Origin of the sequence: Magnetospirillum gryphiswaldense MSR-1 v2 (genome assembly GCF_000513295.1) — a bacterium.
Classification (GTDB): Bacteria; Pseudomonadota; Alphaproteobacteria; order Rhodospirillales; family Magnetospirillaceae; genus Magnetospirillum; species Magnetospirillum gryphiswaldense.
Window position 1 is genome coordinate 2,536,557 of sequence record NC_023065.1, and the last position, 15,902, is coordinate 2,552,458.

The 15,902-nt window shown below is 62.7% G+C and carries 13 protein-coding genes; 5 read left to right on the plus strand and 8 right to left on the minus strand.

Annotated features, from left to right (window positions below):
* Positions 1–50 precede the first annotated feature (50 nt).
* Together MGMSRV2_RS11970 and MGMSRV2_RS11975 are read right to left on the minus strand one after the other, a co-directional pair.
* Positions 51–308 (minus strand): hypothetical protein, encoded by a 258-nt coding sequence (locus tag MGMSRV2_RS11970; RefSeq protein ID WP_024080630.1) that lies wholly within the window; start codon positions 306–308, stop codon positions 51–53.
* Between the two features lie 67 nt (positions 309–375).
* A complete protein-coding gene (locus MGMSRV2_RS11975) occupies positions 376–1,950 on the minus strand; it encodes a recombinase family protein (RefSeq protein ID WP_011899498.1) in 1,575 nt (524 codons plus the stop codon).
* Between the two features lie 314 nt (positions 1,951–2,264).
* Here MGMSRV2_RS11975 and MGMSRV2_RS11980 point away from each other — a divergent pair, with 314 nt between their 5' ends.
* The 4 genes from MGMSRV2_RS11980 to MGMSRV2_RS11995 all read left to right on the plus strand — a co-directional run bounded on the left by MGMSRV2_RS11980 (position 2,265) and on the right by MGMSRV2_RS11995 (position 6,286).
* Positions 2,265–2,735 carry a LexA family protein gene (locus tag MGMSRV2_RS11980; protein WP_024080155.1) on the plus strand — a complete coding sequence of 157 codons (471 nt, stop codon included), beginning with the start codon at positions 2,265–2,267 and terminating at the stop codon, positions 2,733–2,735.
* Positions 2,736–2,741: 6 nt separating this feature from the next.
* Positions 2,742–4,019, plus strand: a complete 1,278-nt coding sequence (locus MGMSRV2_RS11985) for a Y-family DNA polymerase (protein WP_011899500.1) — start codon at positions 2,742–2,744, stop codon at positions 4,017–4,019.
* A 163-nt stretch (positions 4,020–4,182) separates the two neighbouring features.
* Positions 4,183–5,091 (plus strand): tyrosine-type recombinase/integrase, encoded by a 909-nt coding sequence (locus tag MGMSRV2_RS11990; protein WP_011899501.1) that lies wholly within the window; start codon positions 4,183–4,185, stop codon positions 5,089–5,091.
* 4 nt (positions 5,092–5,095) lie between these two features.
* Entirely contained in the window at positions 5,096–6,286 is a 1,191-nt protein-coding gene (locus MGMSRV2_RS11995) for an IS91 family transposase (protein ID WP_024080631.1), read from the plus strand.
* A 712-nt stretch (positions 6,287–6,998) separates the two neighbouring features.
* On the opposite strand, the gene MGMSRV2_RS12000 is transcribed toward MGMSRV2_RS11995, so the two are convergent.
* On the minus strand, positions 6,999–9,095 hold the full coding sequence (locus MGMSRV2_RS12000) for a site-2 protease family protein (protein ID WP_041633553.1): 2,097 nt from the start codon (positions 9,093–9,095) through the stop codon (positions 6,999–7,001).
* 38 nt (positions 9,096–9,133) lie between these two features.
* On the opposite strand from MGMSRV2_RS12000, the gene MGMSRV2_RS12005 reads away from it, so the two are divergent.
* Positions 9,134–9,427, plus strand: a complete 294-nt coding sequence (locus tag MGMSRV2_RS12005) for a hypothetical protein (RefSeq protein WP_011899505.1) — start codon at positions 9,134–9,136, stop codon at positions 9,425–9,427.
* Between the two features lie 5 nt (positions 9,428–9,432).
* Here MGMSRV2_RS12005 and MGMSRV2_RS12010 read toward each other — a convergent pair whose 3' ends face one another.
* Genes MGMSRV2_RS12010 through MGMSRV2_RS21120 form a run of 5 tightly spaced genes read right to left on the minus strand, consistent with a single transcriptional unit; the run spans position 9,433 to position 15,748 of the window.
* On the minus strand, positions 9,433–10,719 hold the full coding sequence (locus MGMSRV2_RS12010; RefSeq protein ID WP_011899506.1) for an efflux RND transporter periplasmic adaptor subunit: 1,287 nt from the start codon (positions 10,717–10,719) through the stop codon (positions 9,433–9,435).
* Positions 10,716–11,450 (minus strand): efflux RND transporter periplasmic adaptor subunit, encoded by a 735-nt coding sequence (locus tag MGMSRV2_RS12015; RefSeq protein WP_011899507.1) that lies wholly within the window; start codon positions 11,448–11,450, stop codon positions 10,716–10,718. Before MGMSRV2_RS12015 ends, MGMSRV2_RS12010 begins: the two co-directional genes overlap by 4 nt.
* A gap of 1 nt (position 11,451) precedes the next feature.
* Positions 11,452–13,083: a TolC family protein gene (locus MGMSRV2_RS12020; protein ID WP_024080633.1), complete on the minus strand. Its 1,632-nt coding sequence runs from the start codon at positions 13,081–13,083 to the stop codon at positions 11,452–11,454.
* 23 nt (positions 13,084–13,106) lie between these two features.
* On the minus strand, positions 13,107–13,871 hold the full coding sequence (locus tag MGMSRV2_RS12025) for a putative Ig domain-containing protein (protein WP_024080634.1): 765 nt from the start codon (positions 13,869–13,871) through the stop codon (positions 13,107–13,109).
* Positions 13,868–15,748: an ELWxxDGT repeat protein gene (locus tag MGMSRV2_RS21120; RefSeq protein ID WP_024080635.1), complete on the minus strand. Its 1,881-nt coding sequence runs from the start codon at positions 15,746–15,748 to the stop codon at positions 13,868–13,870. The genes MGMSRV2_RS12025 and MGMSRV2_RS21120 overlap by 4 nt, the downstream gene beginning before the upstream one ends.
* Positions 15,749–15,902 lie beyond the last annotated feature (154 nt).

A 15,902-nucleotide genomic window follows, 5' to 3' on the forward strand; every position in this document is an offset into this window, starting at 1 on the left:
TCGTTCCTCAGCCCCCAACCCTGCCCGTCCAAGGCCTTCGGCCTGTTATTTCACCGGGAAACCACTTCCCGCGAAATAAGAACCATCCCATTGGCTTCAAAACACATATCCCGCAACTTACGGACCCGCTCGCGGCGAGCATATTCCGTCGTCAGGCCTTCCTGAGAGGCCGCTTCCGCCTCGTATTCACATTTTTTCCCGATGGCACGCTCTTCTTCCTCGGTAGCCCCAGGCTTTGCCCAGACGGAAACCACCTGAGCACAGCCAACCAAAAACAGGGCTCCAACCGCCAAGACTAAAAACCGCATTGCACTTTCCTCCGACTATCATCATCCGGGGGAACTGCTACCAATGATGGTGCCTTGTGTAAATATTTCATTCGCTGGATATGCTGCTCCAGAACTCCGCCCATCCCTCTTCCCGCAGCTTGATCACGACGGTTTCGCCCTGATGCTTGTCCGGGATCGGCGTCAACACGATCTCCGACAGCAGGCATTGAAACATCAGCCGTTGCGTCGGCACATCATTGCTCAGTTCCACCGACTGGACCGCATTCATCAACCGCGCCCGGATCGCCGCCTCCACCGGCAACGGCGCCGGCAGATCGTGCGTTAATTCTGCCCGGATTTGCCCCAGCTCATCCTGAAGGCGCAGAATACGGTCTCTGGCATTTTCGTGATCAACGCCGTGTTCAACCGCGTCCAGCAGGCGAACTATTCTGGCCTGGATATCCTGTTCCTGATTTTCCAGTTCCGTCCGCCGCCTCGATTGATGGGCAAAAAACTCCGTCAGCCCCGGAGTGAAATCTGGTCCAGTTTCAATCCGGTGATAGAGGGTGCCGAAGGTCCGCGCCATCAGCACCGGTTCCTTCGTGCCCCGCGAGTTGGCACAGGACTTCGCATAGCGATGGGTCGAGCACAAATAGCGCGTCTCATTGGCCAGAGACTTGGACCCGCCGCACCAACCGCATTTGACCCAGCCGGTCAAGGCGTGCTGGTTATAGACGGTCAGACCAACCGGCGTTTTGCGCTGGCGCGGCTGCTGTGGCTTTGGCTGATCAATCACCCGCACCGCCGCCCATTGCGCATCACTGATAATTCGCAGGTGCGGTACATCCACCTTGGTCCAGTCCGATTCCGGGTTATGGATGAACTTCTTCTTATTGCTGACCGGGTCACGGACAACGTGGCTACGATTGAAGATCAATTTGCCGGTGTAAATTTCATTGCGCAGGATGCCCTCCTGCTTTTTCGCTCCGCCCATGATGGCGTTGCGTTTCCATAGCCCGCCGTTGGGAGCAGGAATGCCGTCCTTGTTCAGCCCTGCGATAATTTCAGGGATTTTCCGGCCCGCGATATATTCGTCATAGATGCGGCTGATCACCGGGGCGGCAGCTTCGTCGATTTCGCGCAGGCCGTTGATGTTCGCGCCTTTCTCATCGACCACGCCACGGACCACCCGATAGCCATAGGCGCAGGAAGACGCTGCATAGCCTGCTGCGATTCGAGAGCGATGCCCCCGCTTGATCCTGGCTTTTAGGTCGCGCAGCACCAAAGCGTTCATTGTTCCTTTCAATCCAATATGCAGTTCGCTGATCCGGCCCTCATGAGCCGTCCAGATCATCACGTGGTGATAGTCCAGCGTTTCGTAAATTCCAGCAATGTCTTTCAGATTACGGGACAACCGATCCAGACCTTCAGCCACAACCACATCGACACGCCCGGCCTTGATTGCATTCATCAACCGAATCAGACCTGGACGCTGAAGCGTGGAACCGGAAATGGCGGAGTCGGAAAAAACCAACACTGCCCTTGGATCAGCCCGTCCATGAAATTGATCATCGACAAGCTGTCGGCAAAGCGCCACCTGATCCTCGATTGAGGATGGGTTCTGCAAATCGCTGGAATAGCGGGCGTAAATGGCAATGCGAAGGGGGCGGATCATGGTCATGGCCCGCCCTTATGACTGCTGAAGGCCCCTCAGGCAACTAGGCCGTGCGTCTGTGCACCTTTGTCGAAGTTTGTCGATGTTTGTCAAAGTCTGTCGATCTTTGTCGGTTTTTCACCTGTCGTGTTGTGGCAGGATAGGCGCGGTGATATCACCGCGCACCGCCCTGTGGGGCGGCAAGGCTTATTCGCACCCTGCGGGTGCTCAACGTGGAAAATCCGAAACGGATAAAAACAGTCCACGACCTTCCGCCCTTCCCGTCGGTCTCATGCATGCCCTGTTGCCGAAGCTTGGCGATTGGGGCTATTGTTCCCTCTATGTTCTCACGACGCGACAACGCCCCGTTACCGCCCGGCACTCGTCTGGCATCCTCCCGCGCCTTCGTTCCTGCTGATGGCGCGGCACCCATCTATTCGGCTTTGGTCCCGGCGGGGTTCCCCTCTCCGGCGGACGATCATTTGGAAGGCAAGCTCGACCTGCATGAGCTGATGGTGAAGCGCCCCGCCGCAACCTTCTTCTGCCGAGCCGATGGCGACTCAATGACCGGGGCGGGAATTCACAGCGGCGATCTGCTGGTGGTTGATCGCTCGGTCCAACCGCAGGACGGCGACATCGTCGTCGCCACGCTGGACGGCGGCCTGACGGTCAAGACCCTGCGCAAGACCACCGAGGGATGGGAGCTCGCCCCCGCCAATCCGGATTATCCCAGCTTCCCCCTCAACCAGGAGGACGGGGTTCAGATTTGGGGCGTCGTCACCTTCGCCGTTTCGACCATAGCCCGACGCTGACCCGCCATGGCCATCTTCGCCTTGGTCGATTGCAACAATTTCTATGTATCCTGCGAGCGGGTGTTCAATCCGGCCCTTGAGGGCAAGCCCGTCGTCGTTCTATCCAACAACGATGGCTGTGCGGTGGCGCGTTCCGCCGAAGCCAAGGCCATTGGTGTCCCAATGGGTGAGCCGGCGTTCAAGCTTCGGCATCTGGTCGAGCGGCACGGCCTGATCATGCAATCATCCAATTATGCCTTGTACGGCGACATGTCCGAGCGGGTGATGTCCGTGCTGGCCACCTTCGCCCCCGGCGCCGAAGTCTATTCCATCGACGAGTGCTTCCTTGATCTCGACGGGTTATCGGTGCCCGACCTTACCCAATGGTGCCAGCATGTTCGGGCGACGGTCAAACGCTGGACCGGCATCCCCGTGTCGGTGGGGATCGGCGGCACCAAGACGCTGGCCAAGCTCGCCAACCGGCTGGCGAAGAAGTCGCCCAAGGCCAACGGGGTGCTTGACCTGGTCAGCCATCCCGCTTGGGTCGAGGTGGCGCTGAAGCGCACCCCGGTCGGTGAGGTTTGGGGCATCGGACGGCAATATGCCGGTCATTGTGGGGTTCACGGTATCCTTAGCGCCCATGACCTGACCCAGGCAGAGGACGGTTGGATCAGAAAGACGATGGGGGCGGTCGGCCTGCGAACAGTGATGGAGTTGCGCGGGGTGGCGGTCCACACCCTCGACACCGAACCGGCGGACAAACAGACAACCTGCTGCTCGCGTTCGTTCGCCGAAGCGGTCACGCTTTACGACCATGTGCATGACGCTGTGCTGACCTTCGCCAGCCGTGCCGCCGAAAAAATCCGGGCTGATGGTCTGGTCGCCGGGGCTCTCCAGGTGTTTGCCCAGACCGACCGCTTCCGCCGCGATCAGCCCCAGTTCACGTTGAACGCAATGGTGCGGCTGTCGCCCGCGACAGATTCGACGCCGCGTCTGATCGCGGCGGCTATCTCTGGGCTGCACTCGGCGTGGCGCGACGGCTATGCCTATAAGAAGGCAGGGGTGATCCTGATCGATCTGGTCGATCCGGCCAACATTGCCCGCGACCTGTTCTCACCGCCGCCAGATACAGGCGCCCGAGCCCAAGCGTTGATGAATGCGGTTGATGGTCTCAACAACCGGATGGGCAAGGGCGCCGTCGGCTATGGTTTGGTTGCCAAGGGGGCGCCATGGCAAATGCGGTGCGGCAACCGCTCTCCGAGCTATACCAGCGACTGGATGGACCTGCCGGTGGCTAAGGCGTGAGGCGGGGCAAATGGCCAAATGGGGCCGGAGAACGAACCCGCTGCGCGGGATGGATGTTCTATGTTGATGCGCCTGTCGGTCCCGGATAGTTGCGCCATGGTTGAGTGCGGCCCGGCATAGTCCGAGCATTTTGGCTCCTTCATTGGATTTGAGGAGCCGTCCCATGACCACGCCCATTCCCTGCGCCCCGATCAGCCCATTGCGTCAGCGGTTGATCGAGGACATGACCTTGCGCCGGTTTTCACGCGAGACGCAGCGCAACTATATCCGTGACGTCGGGCGCTTCGCCGCATTCCTGGGGCGCTCGCCCGACACGGCCACAGCGGAGGATGTTCGCCAGTTCCAGCTGGAGCAGCGTGAGTCCGGCGTGCCGGTGCCGACGATGAACAGCATCGTTTCGGCATTGCGGTTCTTCTTTACCCATACGATCGACCGGCCTGATCTGGCGCGCAAGCTGATGCGGATATCCCATCCACGCCAGTTGCCAATGGTGCTGAGCCGGGAAGAGGTCGCCCGCCTGTTGAATGCGACGACGTGCCTCAAGCACCAGGCGGCCTTGTCGGTCGCCTATGGCGCGGGTCTGCGCGTCGCCGAGGTGTCCGCGCTCAAAGTCCGTGATATCGACAGCGAACGCATGCTGATACGGGTCGAACGCGGCAAAGGCGGCCGGTCTCGCAACGCGATGCTGTCGCCCGATCTGCTCACTCTGCTGCGCCAATGGTGGGCGTTCGGACGTCAGCAGGGCGTCATGCATCGCGATGGTTGGCTGTTCCCTGGACAGCACACGATGAAGCCGATCAGCACCCGGCAACTGCACCGTATTGTGGTCGAGGCGGCCCAGGCGGCGGAGATCGCCAAGCGGGTCGGACCGCACACGCTCCGCCACAGCTTTGCCACCCATCTGCTGGAAGACGGAGTCGACATCCGGGTCATTCAGGTCCTGCTCGGCCACAGCAAGCTGGAGAACACCGCCCTCTACACCAAGGTGGCGACGCGGACGGTGCGCACCGTGGTCAGCCCGCTCGACAGGCTGGCGCTGTTCAAGGTCGAAGAGACCGAGCCCAACGGCTAAGCGGTTGCGGGCCTCGCTCGAGGTCGCCGATATCTTCCGAGTTGCCGGACCGGCCTACCGGGCTGCCCATGCCGGCCATCTGAGCCTGCATCAGCTCAAGGTCATGTCGGCGATCGAGCATTGCCGTACCGCCGCGTTGGGTGGTCACGTCGAAGCCTGCGAGGAGTGCGGGCATTGGCGGATCGCCTATAACAGCTGTCGCAATCGACATTGCCCCAAGTGTCAGGGAGCCGCCGCGCGGACATGGTTGGCGGAACGGGAAGCCGATCTGCTCCCCGTGGGCTATTTCCATGTCGTCTTCACGCTGCCGGACGAGGTCGCCGGCATCGCCTTTCACAACAAGGCGATGCTTTATGACCTGCTGTTCCGCGCCGCCTCGGAGACGATGTTGACGATCGCGGTGGATCCGAAGCATCTGGGCGCCCGAATCGGCATTACCGCCGTTCTCCACACCTGGGGTTCGGCTCTGACGCATCATCCCCACGTGCACATGATCGTTCCCGGCGGCGGCATCGCGCCCGACGGGAGATGGGTGTCGTCCCGTCCGGCTTTCCTTCTTCCCGTCAGGGTGCTGGGCGCGCTGTTCCGTCGTCTATTTCTCACGCGTCTGATCGCGCTTCACGATTCCGGCCAACTCGCCTTCTTTGGCGCTATCGCCCATCTGGCCGAGAGGCGAACATTCCTGCGGCATCTCTCTCCGGTCCGAAAGAAACGCTGGGTCGTCTATGCCAAGCCTCCCTTCGGCGGCCCCGAGGCCGTGCTCGCCTATCTGGCGCGCTACACCCACCGCGTCGCTATCTCGGATCGCCGCCTCATCGACTTCGACGAGAACGGCGTCACCTTCCGCTACAAGGACTACCGACGCGAGGGGGCTGACCGGCAACGCGTCATGACAGTTCCTGCCAGCGAGTTCATCCGCCGGTTCATGCTGCACATCCTGCCGCGCGGATTCCATCGCATCCGTCATTACGGCCTGCTTGCCGCGTCCTGCCGAAAGGCAAGCCTCGAACGCATTCGCGCGCTTCTGGCCGTCGCCCCGCCGGCAGAAGCCGATGTCCCGGATGAACCCGCCGATGCCTCGCGGCCATGTCCCTGCTGTGGCGGGCGCATGGTGGTCATCGAGCTTTTCGAACGGGGACACCAGCCTCGTGCGCCGCCCGTCGCGGCACTGCCGAACCGGGAGAGTTCGCCATGATCCGGCATGGCCTGACCACTCCAGGCACCCGAGGCGCCACGCGTCGGATGACGATCCCGTATGCGCTTTTCTCCGAAACCCTCGACGCCACGCGGGTTCGCGGCCATCCTGGCCTTCCGGAAGGGGGCTCGACAGCCCAACCTGACGATCTCTCCGCGTCAAACCGGCCCCTTCCGACCAGCCGTTGCGCCGGCGCCAGGACCAGCCGGAAAACGAAATCCCCATAGGCCTGTCTTTGCATCCCGCGGGTTCGTTCCTCGGAGACTTTCGTACGCCTCCCGGCGCCCGAAACTCTTCACGAAAGCGGTCAGGCCGCTTCAGGGTGGTAATCGCGTAGAATTGTCGGCCAGCTTCTGCCCCATCGACCGAGCCGCGCCTTATGGGCTAATCTACCTGAAGTGGCGCAGCTCTCAGGCGTCGCGTAGCTGCAGCCGACCAATACGGGGGTTCCAGGATGGCCACGTCTGTTCGACCTCGCTAGAATTCATGCAATTTACAGAACTGGGGCAATTCGCTGGAGGGACGGAGGCTGACAGCAAACCTTCTCTGTTTAAGAATCAATGGGATATGATGTTGTCGGTGCCCAATCGCGGCGTCATTCCAGCGGATCCGACCGGTCTTGGCAGCCCGATCGGCTTCTCTGGCATTCGCCGTGTCGGCGGCATGAGGGCGCAGGGCGAATCGGATTGTAGTGAATACAAAATTGTCACTGCTACGCCCCCCATTCACGGATCAGCACGACCATGACCGACCTGGCCAGCCGGCCGATGAGGCTGGAGTTTTCGGCCTCGATGGAGATTGTCCCGATTTCCTCATGGGCGGGCGGCGGGCCTTCGAGGGCGATGGTCACCCGGGTGATGGCGCCGTCGGGGATGACGGTCTGACCCGAGACCCGTGCGGGAATGTCGCCGCCATGGACGGAGGCCAGCGCCCCGTCGGGCAGGGTCTTGGCGGGTGACGGATCGATCCGCTGTACGCGCCCGGGCCGGGACGCGCTTTCCATCGCGTGGGGGGAGAAGGTGGCGCCCGCGCCGCCCTGGATACGGGCAAGATCGTCCTCGGCCACATAGGCGACCGCGATCGGGGCGGAATTTTCCAGGACAAGCCCGAGCTTCTGGCGGGGTGAAAGCCAGTCGCCGGGCTGCATGTCCGGCAGGATATCGAGGATTCGGCCCTCCATGGGGGCGAGAATAGCGAGGCGATTTGCTTCCGCTTCCAGGACGGCCAGCTCGGCCTGGGCCTTGCGCAGATCCTCTTGCACGATGCCGGCACGGTCGCGCAGCAAAGGATCGAGGGTGGCGGCTTCAAACTCGGCGGTCTTGCCGTCGATGCGGGCCTGGGCTACCGCCTTGCGCAAGGCGATGTCGGGGGCGGTGAAGCTCATCAGCACGTCGCCCGGCTTCACCGCCTGCCCATGGGAAACGTGGATTGCTTCCAGCCGGGCCGGAAAGGGCAAATGGAGGGCGGCGGACCGGCTTCCCTTCATCACCGCTGGCGCGCTCACACTGCCCTGCCAGGGGATGAGGGCGAGCAGGATGAGGGCTCCAAGCGTCCCCAGCGTCCAGCGGATACGTGTTCCCGCCATGATGGTCGTCTTCACTTTCTCCCATTCCCGTACCTCGGCCCAGATGGGCCGGGCAACGAACCACCAGATTTCCACCACGAACAGCATGATGCCCACGGCCTTGATGAAGAAGTGGTAGACCATGACGGCGATACCCAGGAACAGCACCAGGCGATAGATCCACACCGCCACGGCAAAGGCGATCAGCGCCCGGCGCCTGCCTGCGGGCAGAGGCTCCGGCGGCGGCGTGCCCAGTCCGAACAGCACGTTGCGCAGCCACCATCGTGCCATGGCGAAGGAACGCGGGTGCAGGTTCGGCATCTCCATCGCGTCCATGGCGATGAAATAGCCGTCGAAGCGCATGAAGGGACTGAGGTTGATGGCCAGCGACGAGATCCAGGTCAGCGCCGCCAGCACGAAGGTCGCCTGTTTCCATGGCCCCTCGGGCAGGAAAGCCCAAGCCAGGGTTGCCCAGGCAGCGATGATGAGTTCGGCCAGGATACCCGCCGAGCCGACCTGAAGGCGCTTCTTGCGCTCGGGCAGCATCCAGGTGTCGTTGACGTCGGTGTAGAGCATGGGCCACAGCACCAGGAAGGCCACCCCCATGCTGGGCACGCGGCAGCCATGGTTCTTGGCGGTGTAGGCATGGGCAAGCTCGTGGATCACCTTCACCACCGTGAGCGCGATGCCATAGGACACCAGCCCCGATAGCGAGAAGGTGTCCACCAGGGTGGCGACGAACAGATCCCATTGCCGTCCCGCCAGTATCAGACCGATGGTCAGGGCCATCATGGTCGTCACCTGGAACCCGTGCGATCCCAGCCAGCGCACCAACGGCAGTGTCCGGTCGAGCCAGTGATCGGGCCGGACCAGGGGGATACGGAAGAACAGGTAATGGTGCATCAGCCAGTGGAACCAGGACTGCTTCTCGGCTTCGGCCCGCGACACCAGCCTTTGCGTGTCTTGGGGACCTGCCGGTCGGGTCAATTGGTTGGCGACCAGAAACTCGGCCACGCCCTTTACGTCGTCGTCCGTGGGATGAAGCGTGGTTTCGGCCGATACCGCCTCGGCGATTTTGGCGGGCGTCTCGGCCCACCAGCGGCTAAGGATCTCGAAGGCCGGCCAGGAAATGCGGAAAAAGCGGTTGCGGACCGGGTCGCGGATGGTCCAGGACGGCGAGCCGTCGGCTCCGGCGGGGCCGGGATGCAAGGACAGCTCGGTGCGTAGCGTCGGCAGAATACCCATCTCTGTTGTCATTCCCGCCCCCCCATGGAGACACGGAGATGAGAAGGATCTGGGCAGTCACCACCGCGTTTCTGGCCTTCACCTCCTCGGCCATGGCCGAATCCGATTGCGAATTGGCAAAAGCCGCCAAGGATATCGCCATCGAAGTCGAACGCTTCAGCACACCGGGCCAGCGTCGCGGCATCGAGGACGTGGCACGCCTGCTGGTTCCGTCCCCCTGCAAGACCAGCCCGGCTCCCCGCCTGGTTCTGGAGAACGTCGAGCTTGGACTGCTCGCGGAGGACTGGCGCCGAGGCACCGAGGAACTGGAGCAAAGGCGGCTCGACCGCTGACATCGCTACCATCCAAGCCATTGCCTGATCACGGCCAGCGGTCGACGGAACAGCCAATAGACCAGGGAGACCCGGTCGCCATCCAGGCGGGCAGTGCCCTTCAATCCGATGCGGGGGATGGCGTCGTCATGGGCAATCTTCGCCCGTACCCGATGGGCCAACACCCCGTCGGGCTTCAAGGTCGCCTCGAAAGCCACATAGGACAGCGTGGCCACGACGGGTGACAGCGGGGCGGTGTTGAGGAACAGGACCACTTTCCCGCCCGGCTCCAACGGGATCAAATCAGCGGGCGCCAGCCAGGCTTCCACCTCCACCTGACGAGGATCGGCCACCGCTAGCACCTTTTCGCCCACGCTGACCGGGCGGCCTATCCATTCGCTGGGATCGTCCATCACCGCGAGACCGTCGCGGGGCGACTTGACCTGGGCGCGGGTCATCAGGTCTTCGAGCTGGGCGCGTTCGGCCTGTTTCTCCTCCACCTTGGCCTTGAGGACCGCCCAGCCGGCCTTGGCCTTGGGGTCGAAGAAGGCCTGCTGGGTGGCTTGGTCCAGTTCAGCCTTGGCCGTATCCAGGACCTTGGCCGCCACCTCCAGCTTGCCGGCGATGGTGGTGCGGTCCAGTTCGAACAGAACGTCACCCGCCACGACACTCTGGTTGGGCTGGGCGCGGACCAATTCGATCACGCCTTCCAGGGGGGCGCGGATCACCGCCGGGTCCGAGGGGACGATCTCGGCTGAGGCCAGGACTGACAGGCGGACGGGAAAGATCAGGGCCAGGAGGATTCCCGCCGCCACTATCCGCTTCCAGCGTGGCAGGCTGGTCAGGCGGTGGCGCCACTGGGACAACGGCGCGGATTGGTGCTTGGCCGCCCAGGCGAAGGCGTAGGCATCGGTCAGCCGCTGGACGATCGCCGTGGTGCCTTCGTCCCAATCCTCGTCGCGGGCCAGAAGCAGCGTGCCCAGGCGCTTGCCGTCGGCATCCTTCAGCGGCAGGAACAATGGCTTGGGCGGCAGCCAATCCGCCCATTCCTCGCGCTCGGCGGAAGAAATTTCCTTGCCGGCCTCATGGAGCTTGAACATCCGTTGCAAGAACAAGGTGAAGGGCGCGTTCTCCTCCACCGAGGACACTCCCGAAACCGCCACCACCCCCTTGTCCGCCATATGCAGCGCCGCCTGATGGTATTCAGCCAGGGCGCGGGTGTCGTTGACCATGACGAAAGCGAGCTGGATGGTGGTGCGCGCATTCAGCGCTTGCTCCTCGATCCCCAGCAGGGTGACGAGCGCCTCGCTCACTGCGGGGCCATGCTGATTTTTCCCGTCATTCCCGCCATCAATTCGGGGAAGTCGCCCTTGATCTCGGCGGTGATCTTGACCGAATGGCTGACCGCATCGACCTTGGCGCCCATGCGGGCGATCCGGCCCGGATAAGTCTTCCTGGTCTCGTCCACCATGATCTGAAGAGAGGTGCCGGGCTTCAAGGTCGTCACCGCCGACGAGGGTACGATGAATTCGGCGTTCAGCACGGAATCATCCAGAATCTCCAGGATGGCCTGGCCCACCTGGACGTATTGATGGGCGCGGGCCTTCTGCTCCACCACCCTGCCCGCGAACGGCGCGGAAATACCGCATTTGGAAGCCACGGCACGGGCCGAGTTAAGCTTGGCCTGCGCCACCGCCGCGTCCCAGCCCGATTTTTCCGCCTCCAGCGTGCCGGTGGAGTTGAGCTCCAGCAGCCGCTTGTACACTGCCTTGGACTTCTCGGCGGCGGCAAAAACGGCACTGGCCTCATCCACCAGAGCCCGCTGGATGGTGCAATCGAAGGCCACCAGTTGCTGGCCTTCCTTAAAGCGCTCGCCTTCCTTGACGGTGATACGGTCGATCTTGGCGGGCAGCTCCGCCGACAGGGTGGTGTAATTCACCGCGACCAGTTGCACGGGAATCACCGGCTCCTGCGCCTCGGCCCCGAAGGACAGAAGGCACAGGAGGGGCGCCACCCAGCGCTTGAGGGCAATGGGGCTAATCACGTCAGTGGCTATCGGCCTGCTCGGCCAGGGCGGCGATCTTGCGGCCCAGCCAGAATAACCCGTCGCGCACCACGTCCTCCCGCTCCGGCTCGGCAGCGGCGGCCTGTACCTCAGGCGCAGTCACCGGCGCCGGATCGGCCTTCACCGCCGGCGGCATGGAAAGGACGATGGCGCCGGACAAGCCGTCCAGCGAGTGCGAGGCCACCTTTTCCGGCACCGGATCGGCGCCGATGGTCGATTGCAGCTTGCCGTAAGAGGATTGCATCTGGGCGTAGGTCTGGAAGCGGCGGAGTTCGGCGGCGATGGCCGAGGTCTCGGTGCTGATGCGCTCGATTTCGTTGACGGTGCCGCCGCGGCTCTGGTTGCCGGCGGCATCGGCCAGGCGCTTCTCGATGCCCCACAGCTTGTCGGCGCGCTCGAACTGCTTGGCGGCGCTGGCGAATTGGTGGGACACCACATGGACCTGGGCCAGAACCGCCATGCGCAGCGCGATGCGCTTGGCCTCGACCACCTTCTCGGCGCTGTCGGCATGGGCCATGCGGTCGGGCGCCGCCAGCAGGTTGATCAGGTTCCAGGTGACCTTGGTGCCCACATCGTTCCAGCGGTTGTCCACCAGGAACGAATTGGAATCGTACTGGCGCGAGAACGACACGGTGATGCCGGGCAGAAGCTTCAGGATCTCCTTGTGGGTGTCGTCGAGGGCGATGCGGCTTTGGTAATCCTGTTCGCGCAGATCCGGGTTGTTGATCATGGCGGCCTGTTCCATGGCGCCGATGTCCATGGGCCATTCGGGCACGCTCATGCCGCCATTGGCGGGCACATCCAGCTTGAAATCGCTGCCGGGCGCCACGTTGATCAGGGCGGCCAGTTCGGCCTTGGCCGAGGTCAGTTCCTGGTCGATGGCCTCCAGCTGGCGGATGCTTTCCAGCAGGGTCTTCTGGATGCGCAGGCTTTCGATGGGGTTCTTCAGGCGCTCGCCCTCGACCTTTTCCGAATCCTTCAGCGCCTTCTCGGCCGAGGTGATGGTGTCGGTCACCTTGGCCTTCAAGGTTTGTGCGGCGGCGGCCCGCCAGAAGGTGAAGCGCACCTCCTGGACCAGATTATTGATGGTCTTGCGTCGCCTCTCACTCGCGATCAGGGCGCGGTCGGCGTTCTGGTGCGCCGTGAAGTAGGACACGCCGAAATCCAGGATGTTCCAGGTCAGCCCCAGGTCACTGGTGACGGAGAAGCGATCCGCCGAATAGCTGGGGTTCGAGGTGCTGGTGGTCTGGGTATAAAGATCGCGCGACCGGGTGGCGTTGGGCTCGGATCGCTCGGTATAGCCGGCATTGGCGGTCAGCTTGGGCAGCAGGTCGAAGCGGTCCAGGCTGGTCTGCCCCAAGGCCAGCGCCTCTTCCATCATCTTGGCGCGCTTGTCCAGATTGTACTTCAGCACGCGGGCCACCGCATCGGCCAGGGTCAGCGGCTTGGCTATCACCTCCTGGCCTTCGAACATGGCTGCGCGGTCGGCCTTGGCACGCGCGGAGAACTCATCGGCCGTGAACGGCGTTGGCGTCACGGCGCAGGCGCTCAGCAGGGCAGCGGTGGAAACAGCGGCCAGCAGGCGGGCCATGCGAGTGGTGACGACGGTCATAACGAAGTGATCCCCTTGAGTGCTTACGCAGTGCGGGCGACGGCGCGGGCCGCAGCCAGCAATTGGGCCTGACGGGCGCCGGACAGACGGCTCGCCATGCGGAGTTCTTCCTGGAAGGTCGGCTTGCCGGCGAAGGTCTGGCCCCCAAAGGTCTGACTCGGGCCGAATTCCGACAGCTTGATGATCGGCGCGGTCGGGTCGGGCGCCAGTTCGCCCTGCTGGCCGGGCGCCTGCGGCACCTCGCCCTGCGGCGGCTGGTTCTCGGAGGCCGGCGGCGCGTTGTTCTGAATGACGCCGCCACCGCCGCGGACCCGAATCTCGAAGGTCGTGCCCACCTCGTTACCGGCATTGTCACGGGCAACCACCACCACCGACAGGGCGCCGTTAAAGCCTTCTGGCGCTTCACCGACAAAAACCCCCTTGGCAGAATCGAAGGAAAGCCATGCCGGCAACGGGCGCCCATCGGTCAACTTGGCGGCCAAGGTGATGTTGGCCTCAGCGCTGGTATGCCCAAAGGCATCGATCGGAATGGAGAAATTGACCATCCGGCTTTCCGGCAGAACCGCAGGGATTCCCTTTTGCACGAAAAGCGCACCGTCTCGGACGGCGTTGACCGAGGGTGTTCCCACGGCCACTTGGAAACCGTTGCCGCCGGTCGTGCTCAGGTGCCGCATCGCCTGGAAATTGCCCTGAACCCCTTGAGCGAATTCACCCGCAGGTGCCCGCACGGCGGTGACGAGGGAAGCACCGGTATCGCCTGTCTGAGCAATCGGAGCCTGGATTTTCACCGAGACGGCCTCCCCCGTCCTTGGCGGGGGGGGCGGAGACGACGACGACGACGACGACATGACGCGGTGGAGGGCGGGATGTATCTCCACAGCTCTCTACCATTGGAGCCTTCAGAGGCCGAAAAATACAGGGTGCCGTTCACGTAGATCATATTGGTAGGGGAAGAGCCGGTTGCGCCGGGCCAGATATCCGCGACCCTGCTGGGCGCGTTGATCCCGTCGTATTTCCACAACTCTAGATCGCCGTTGCCTTCGCCGGCCGAAAAATACAGGGTGCCGTTCGCGTTGGTTATAAATTCTATGGTACCGGGACTTCCGGCGGGGCCGATATTCGCGACCATGCTGGGCGTGTTGGTCCCGTCGTATTTCCACAGCTCATTACCGTTGGTGCCGTCGCTGGCCGAAAAATACAAGGTGCCGTTCACGTCGGTCAGATATGACGGGCTAGAGCCGGTTGCGCCGGGGTTGATATCCGCGACCATGCTGGGTGCGTTGATCCCGTCGTATTTCCACAGCTCAGTACCGTTGGTGCCGTCATTGGCCGCAAAATACAGGGTGCCGTTCACGTTGATCATATTGCCAGGGGAAGAGCTGTTTGCGCCGGCGCGGATATCCGCGACCCTGCTGGGCGCGTTGGTCCCGTCGTATTTCCACAGCTCATTACCGTTGGTGCCGTCGTTGGCCCTAAAATACAGGGTGCCGTTCACGTTGGTCAGATGTTCTGGGGTAGAGCTGTTTACGCCGGGGTTGATATCCGCGACCCGGCTGGGCGCGTTGATCCCGTCGTATTTCCACAGCTCTTGACCGTTGGTGCCGTCATTGGCCCCAAAATACAGGGTGCCGTTCACGTTGGTCATATATTCTGGGGTAGAGCTGCTTGCGCCGGGGTTGATATCCGCGACCATGCTGGGCGCGTTGGTCCCGTCGTATTTCCACAGCTCAGTACCGTTGGTGCCGTCATTGGCCCCAAAATACAGGGTGCCGTTCACGTTGGCCAAATTGTTTGGGCCAGAGCTGTTTGCGCCGGCGCGGATATCCGCGACCATGCTGGGCGCGTTGATCCTGTCGTATTTCCACAGCTCAATACCGTTGGTGCCGTCATTGGCCCTAAAATACAGGGTGCCGTTCACGTTGACCGGCATACCTACGTTGCTACTATTTACGCCAGGGTTGATATCCGCGACCCTTTCGGGATTGGCAAGCAATCCGTCAAACCCCGCCAGTGCCGCCGCATGGAAATACTGGGACGCATCCACATCGCCGGCTTCCAGGTGCCAGTCGCCGCCGAACGCCGCATTGCCTGTGGAATCGGCGGACGCGGCAACCGAACGCCCCGTGATGTCGGACAGGTAAGCCAGCAGTGCATTTCCGACACTATCGCCCGCCACGCCGCAGGCCAGCAGGTCGATGCGCCCGCCCTCGGTGATTTGTGCCCCCAGCCCCCTCATGAAGGCTTGCAGCGCGTCGTCGCCGGCAAGTCCCGCCAGCGACACGCCGTATTGCGCCGTCAGCTCGAATGCGCCGTTTGCGCCGTGCGAGGCCAGGGCGATGGACGAAGCCTGCCGCCCGTCCAGCGCATGGGAAACACGGGCCAGGATGGCATCCAGGCTGTCGGCTTCGGCGTCATAGCGCACCACCAGCACATCATCCTTGGCCGCAAGCGCCAGATCGTCGCCATCGGCGACGCGCGAGGACAGCAGCAGAACGCGCGGATTGGCCGTCACCGCGACCGGCATGACGGCATCCGCCCCATCCGAATGCGCGTCCACCGCCTCGGCCATGGCCGCGCCGTCGAACATGATGCGCGGTTCAAGCGCCATCATCGGGGCAAAGACCCGACCCGTTGATTGACCGGATTTGTGCAAAACCTTGCCCATGCCGCTTCTCGCCCTCGACCCATCATCGCCGTTGGATATAGTATTGTTCGAAATAGGTGCCTGCAATGAAAAACAGTGTAAAAACATGATGTTAGCTGATGAGCCTGACCTTCCCTGACCGAAGCTGACATTGGCTGACACGATTTCATTCAAA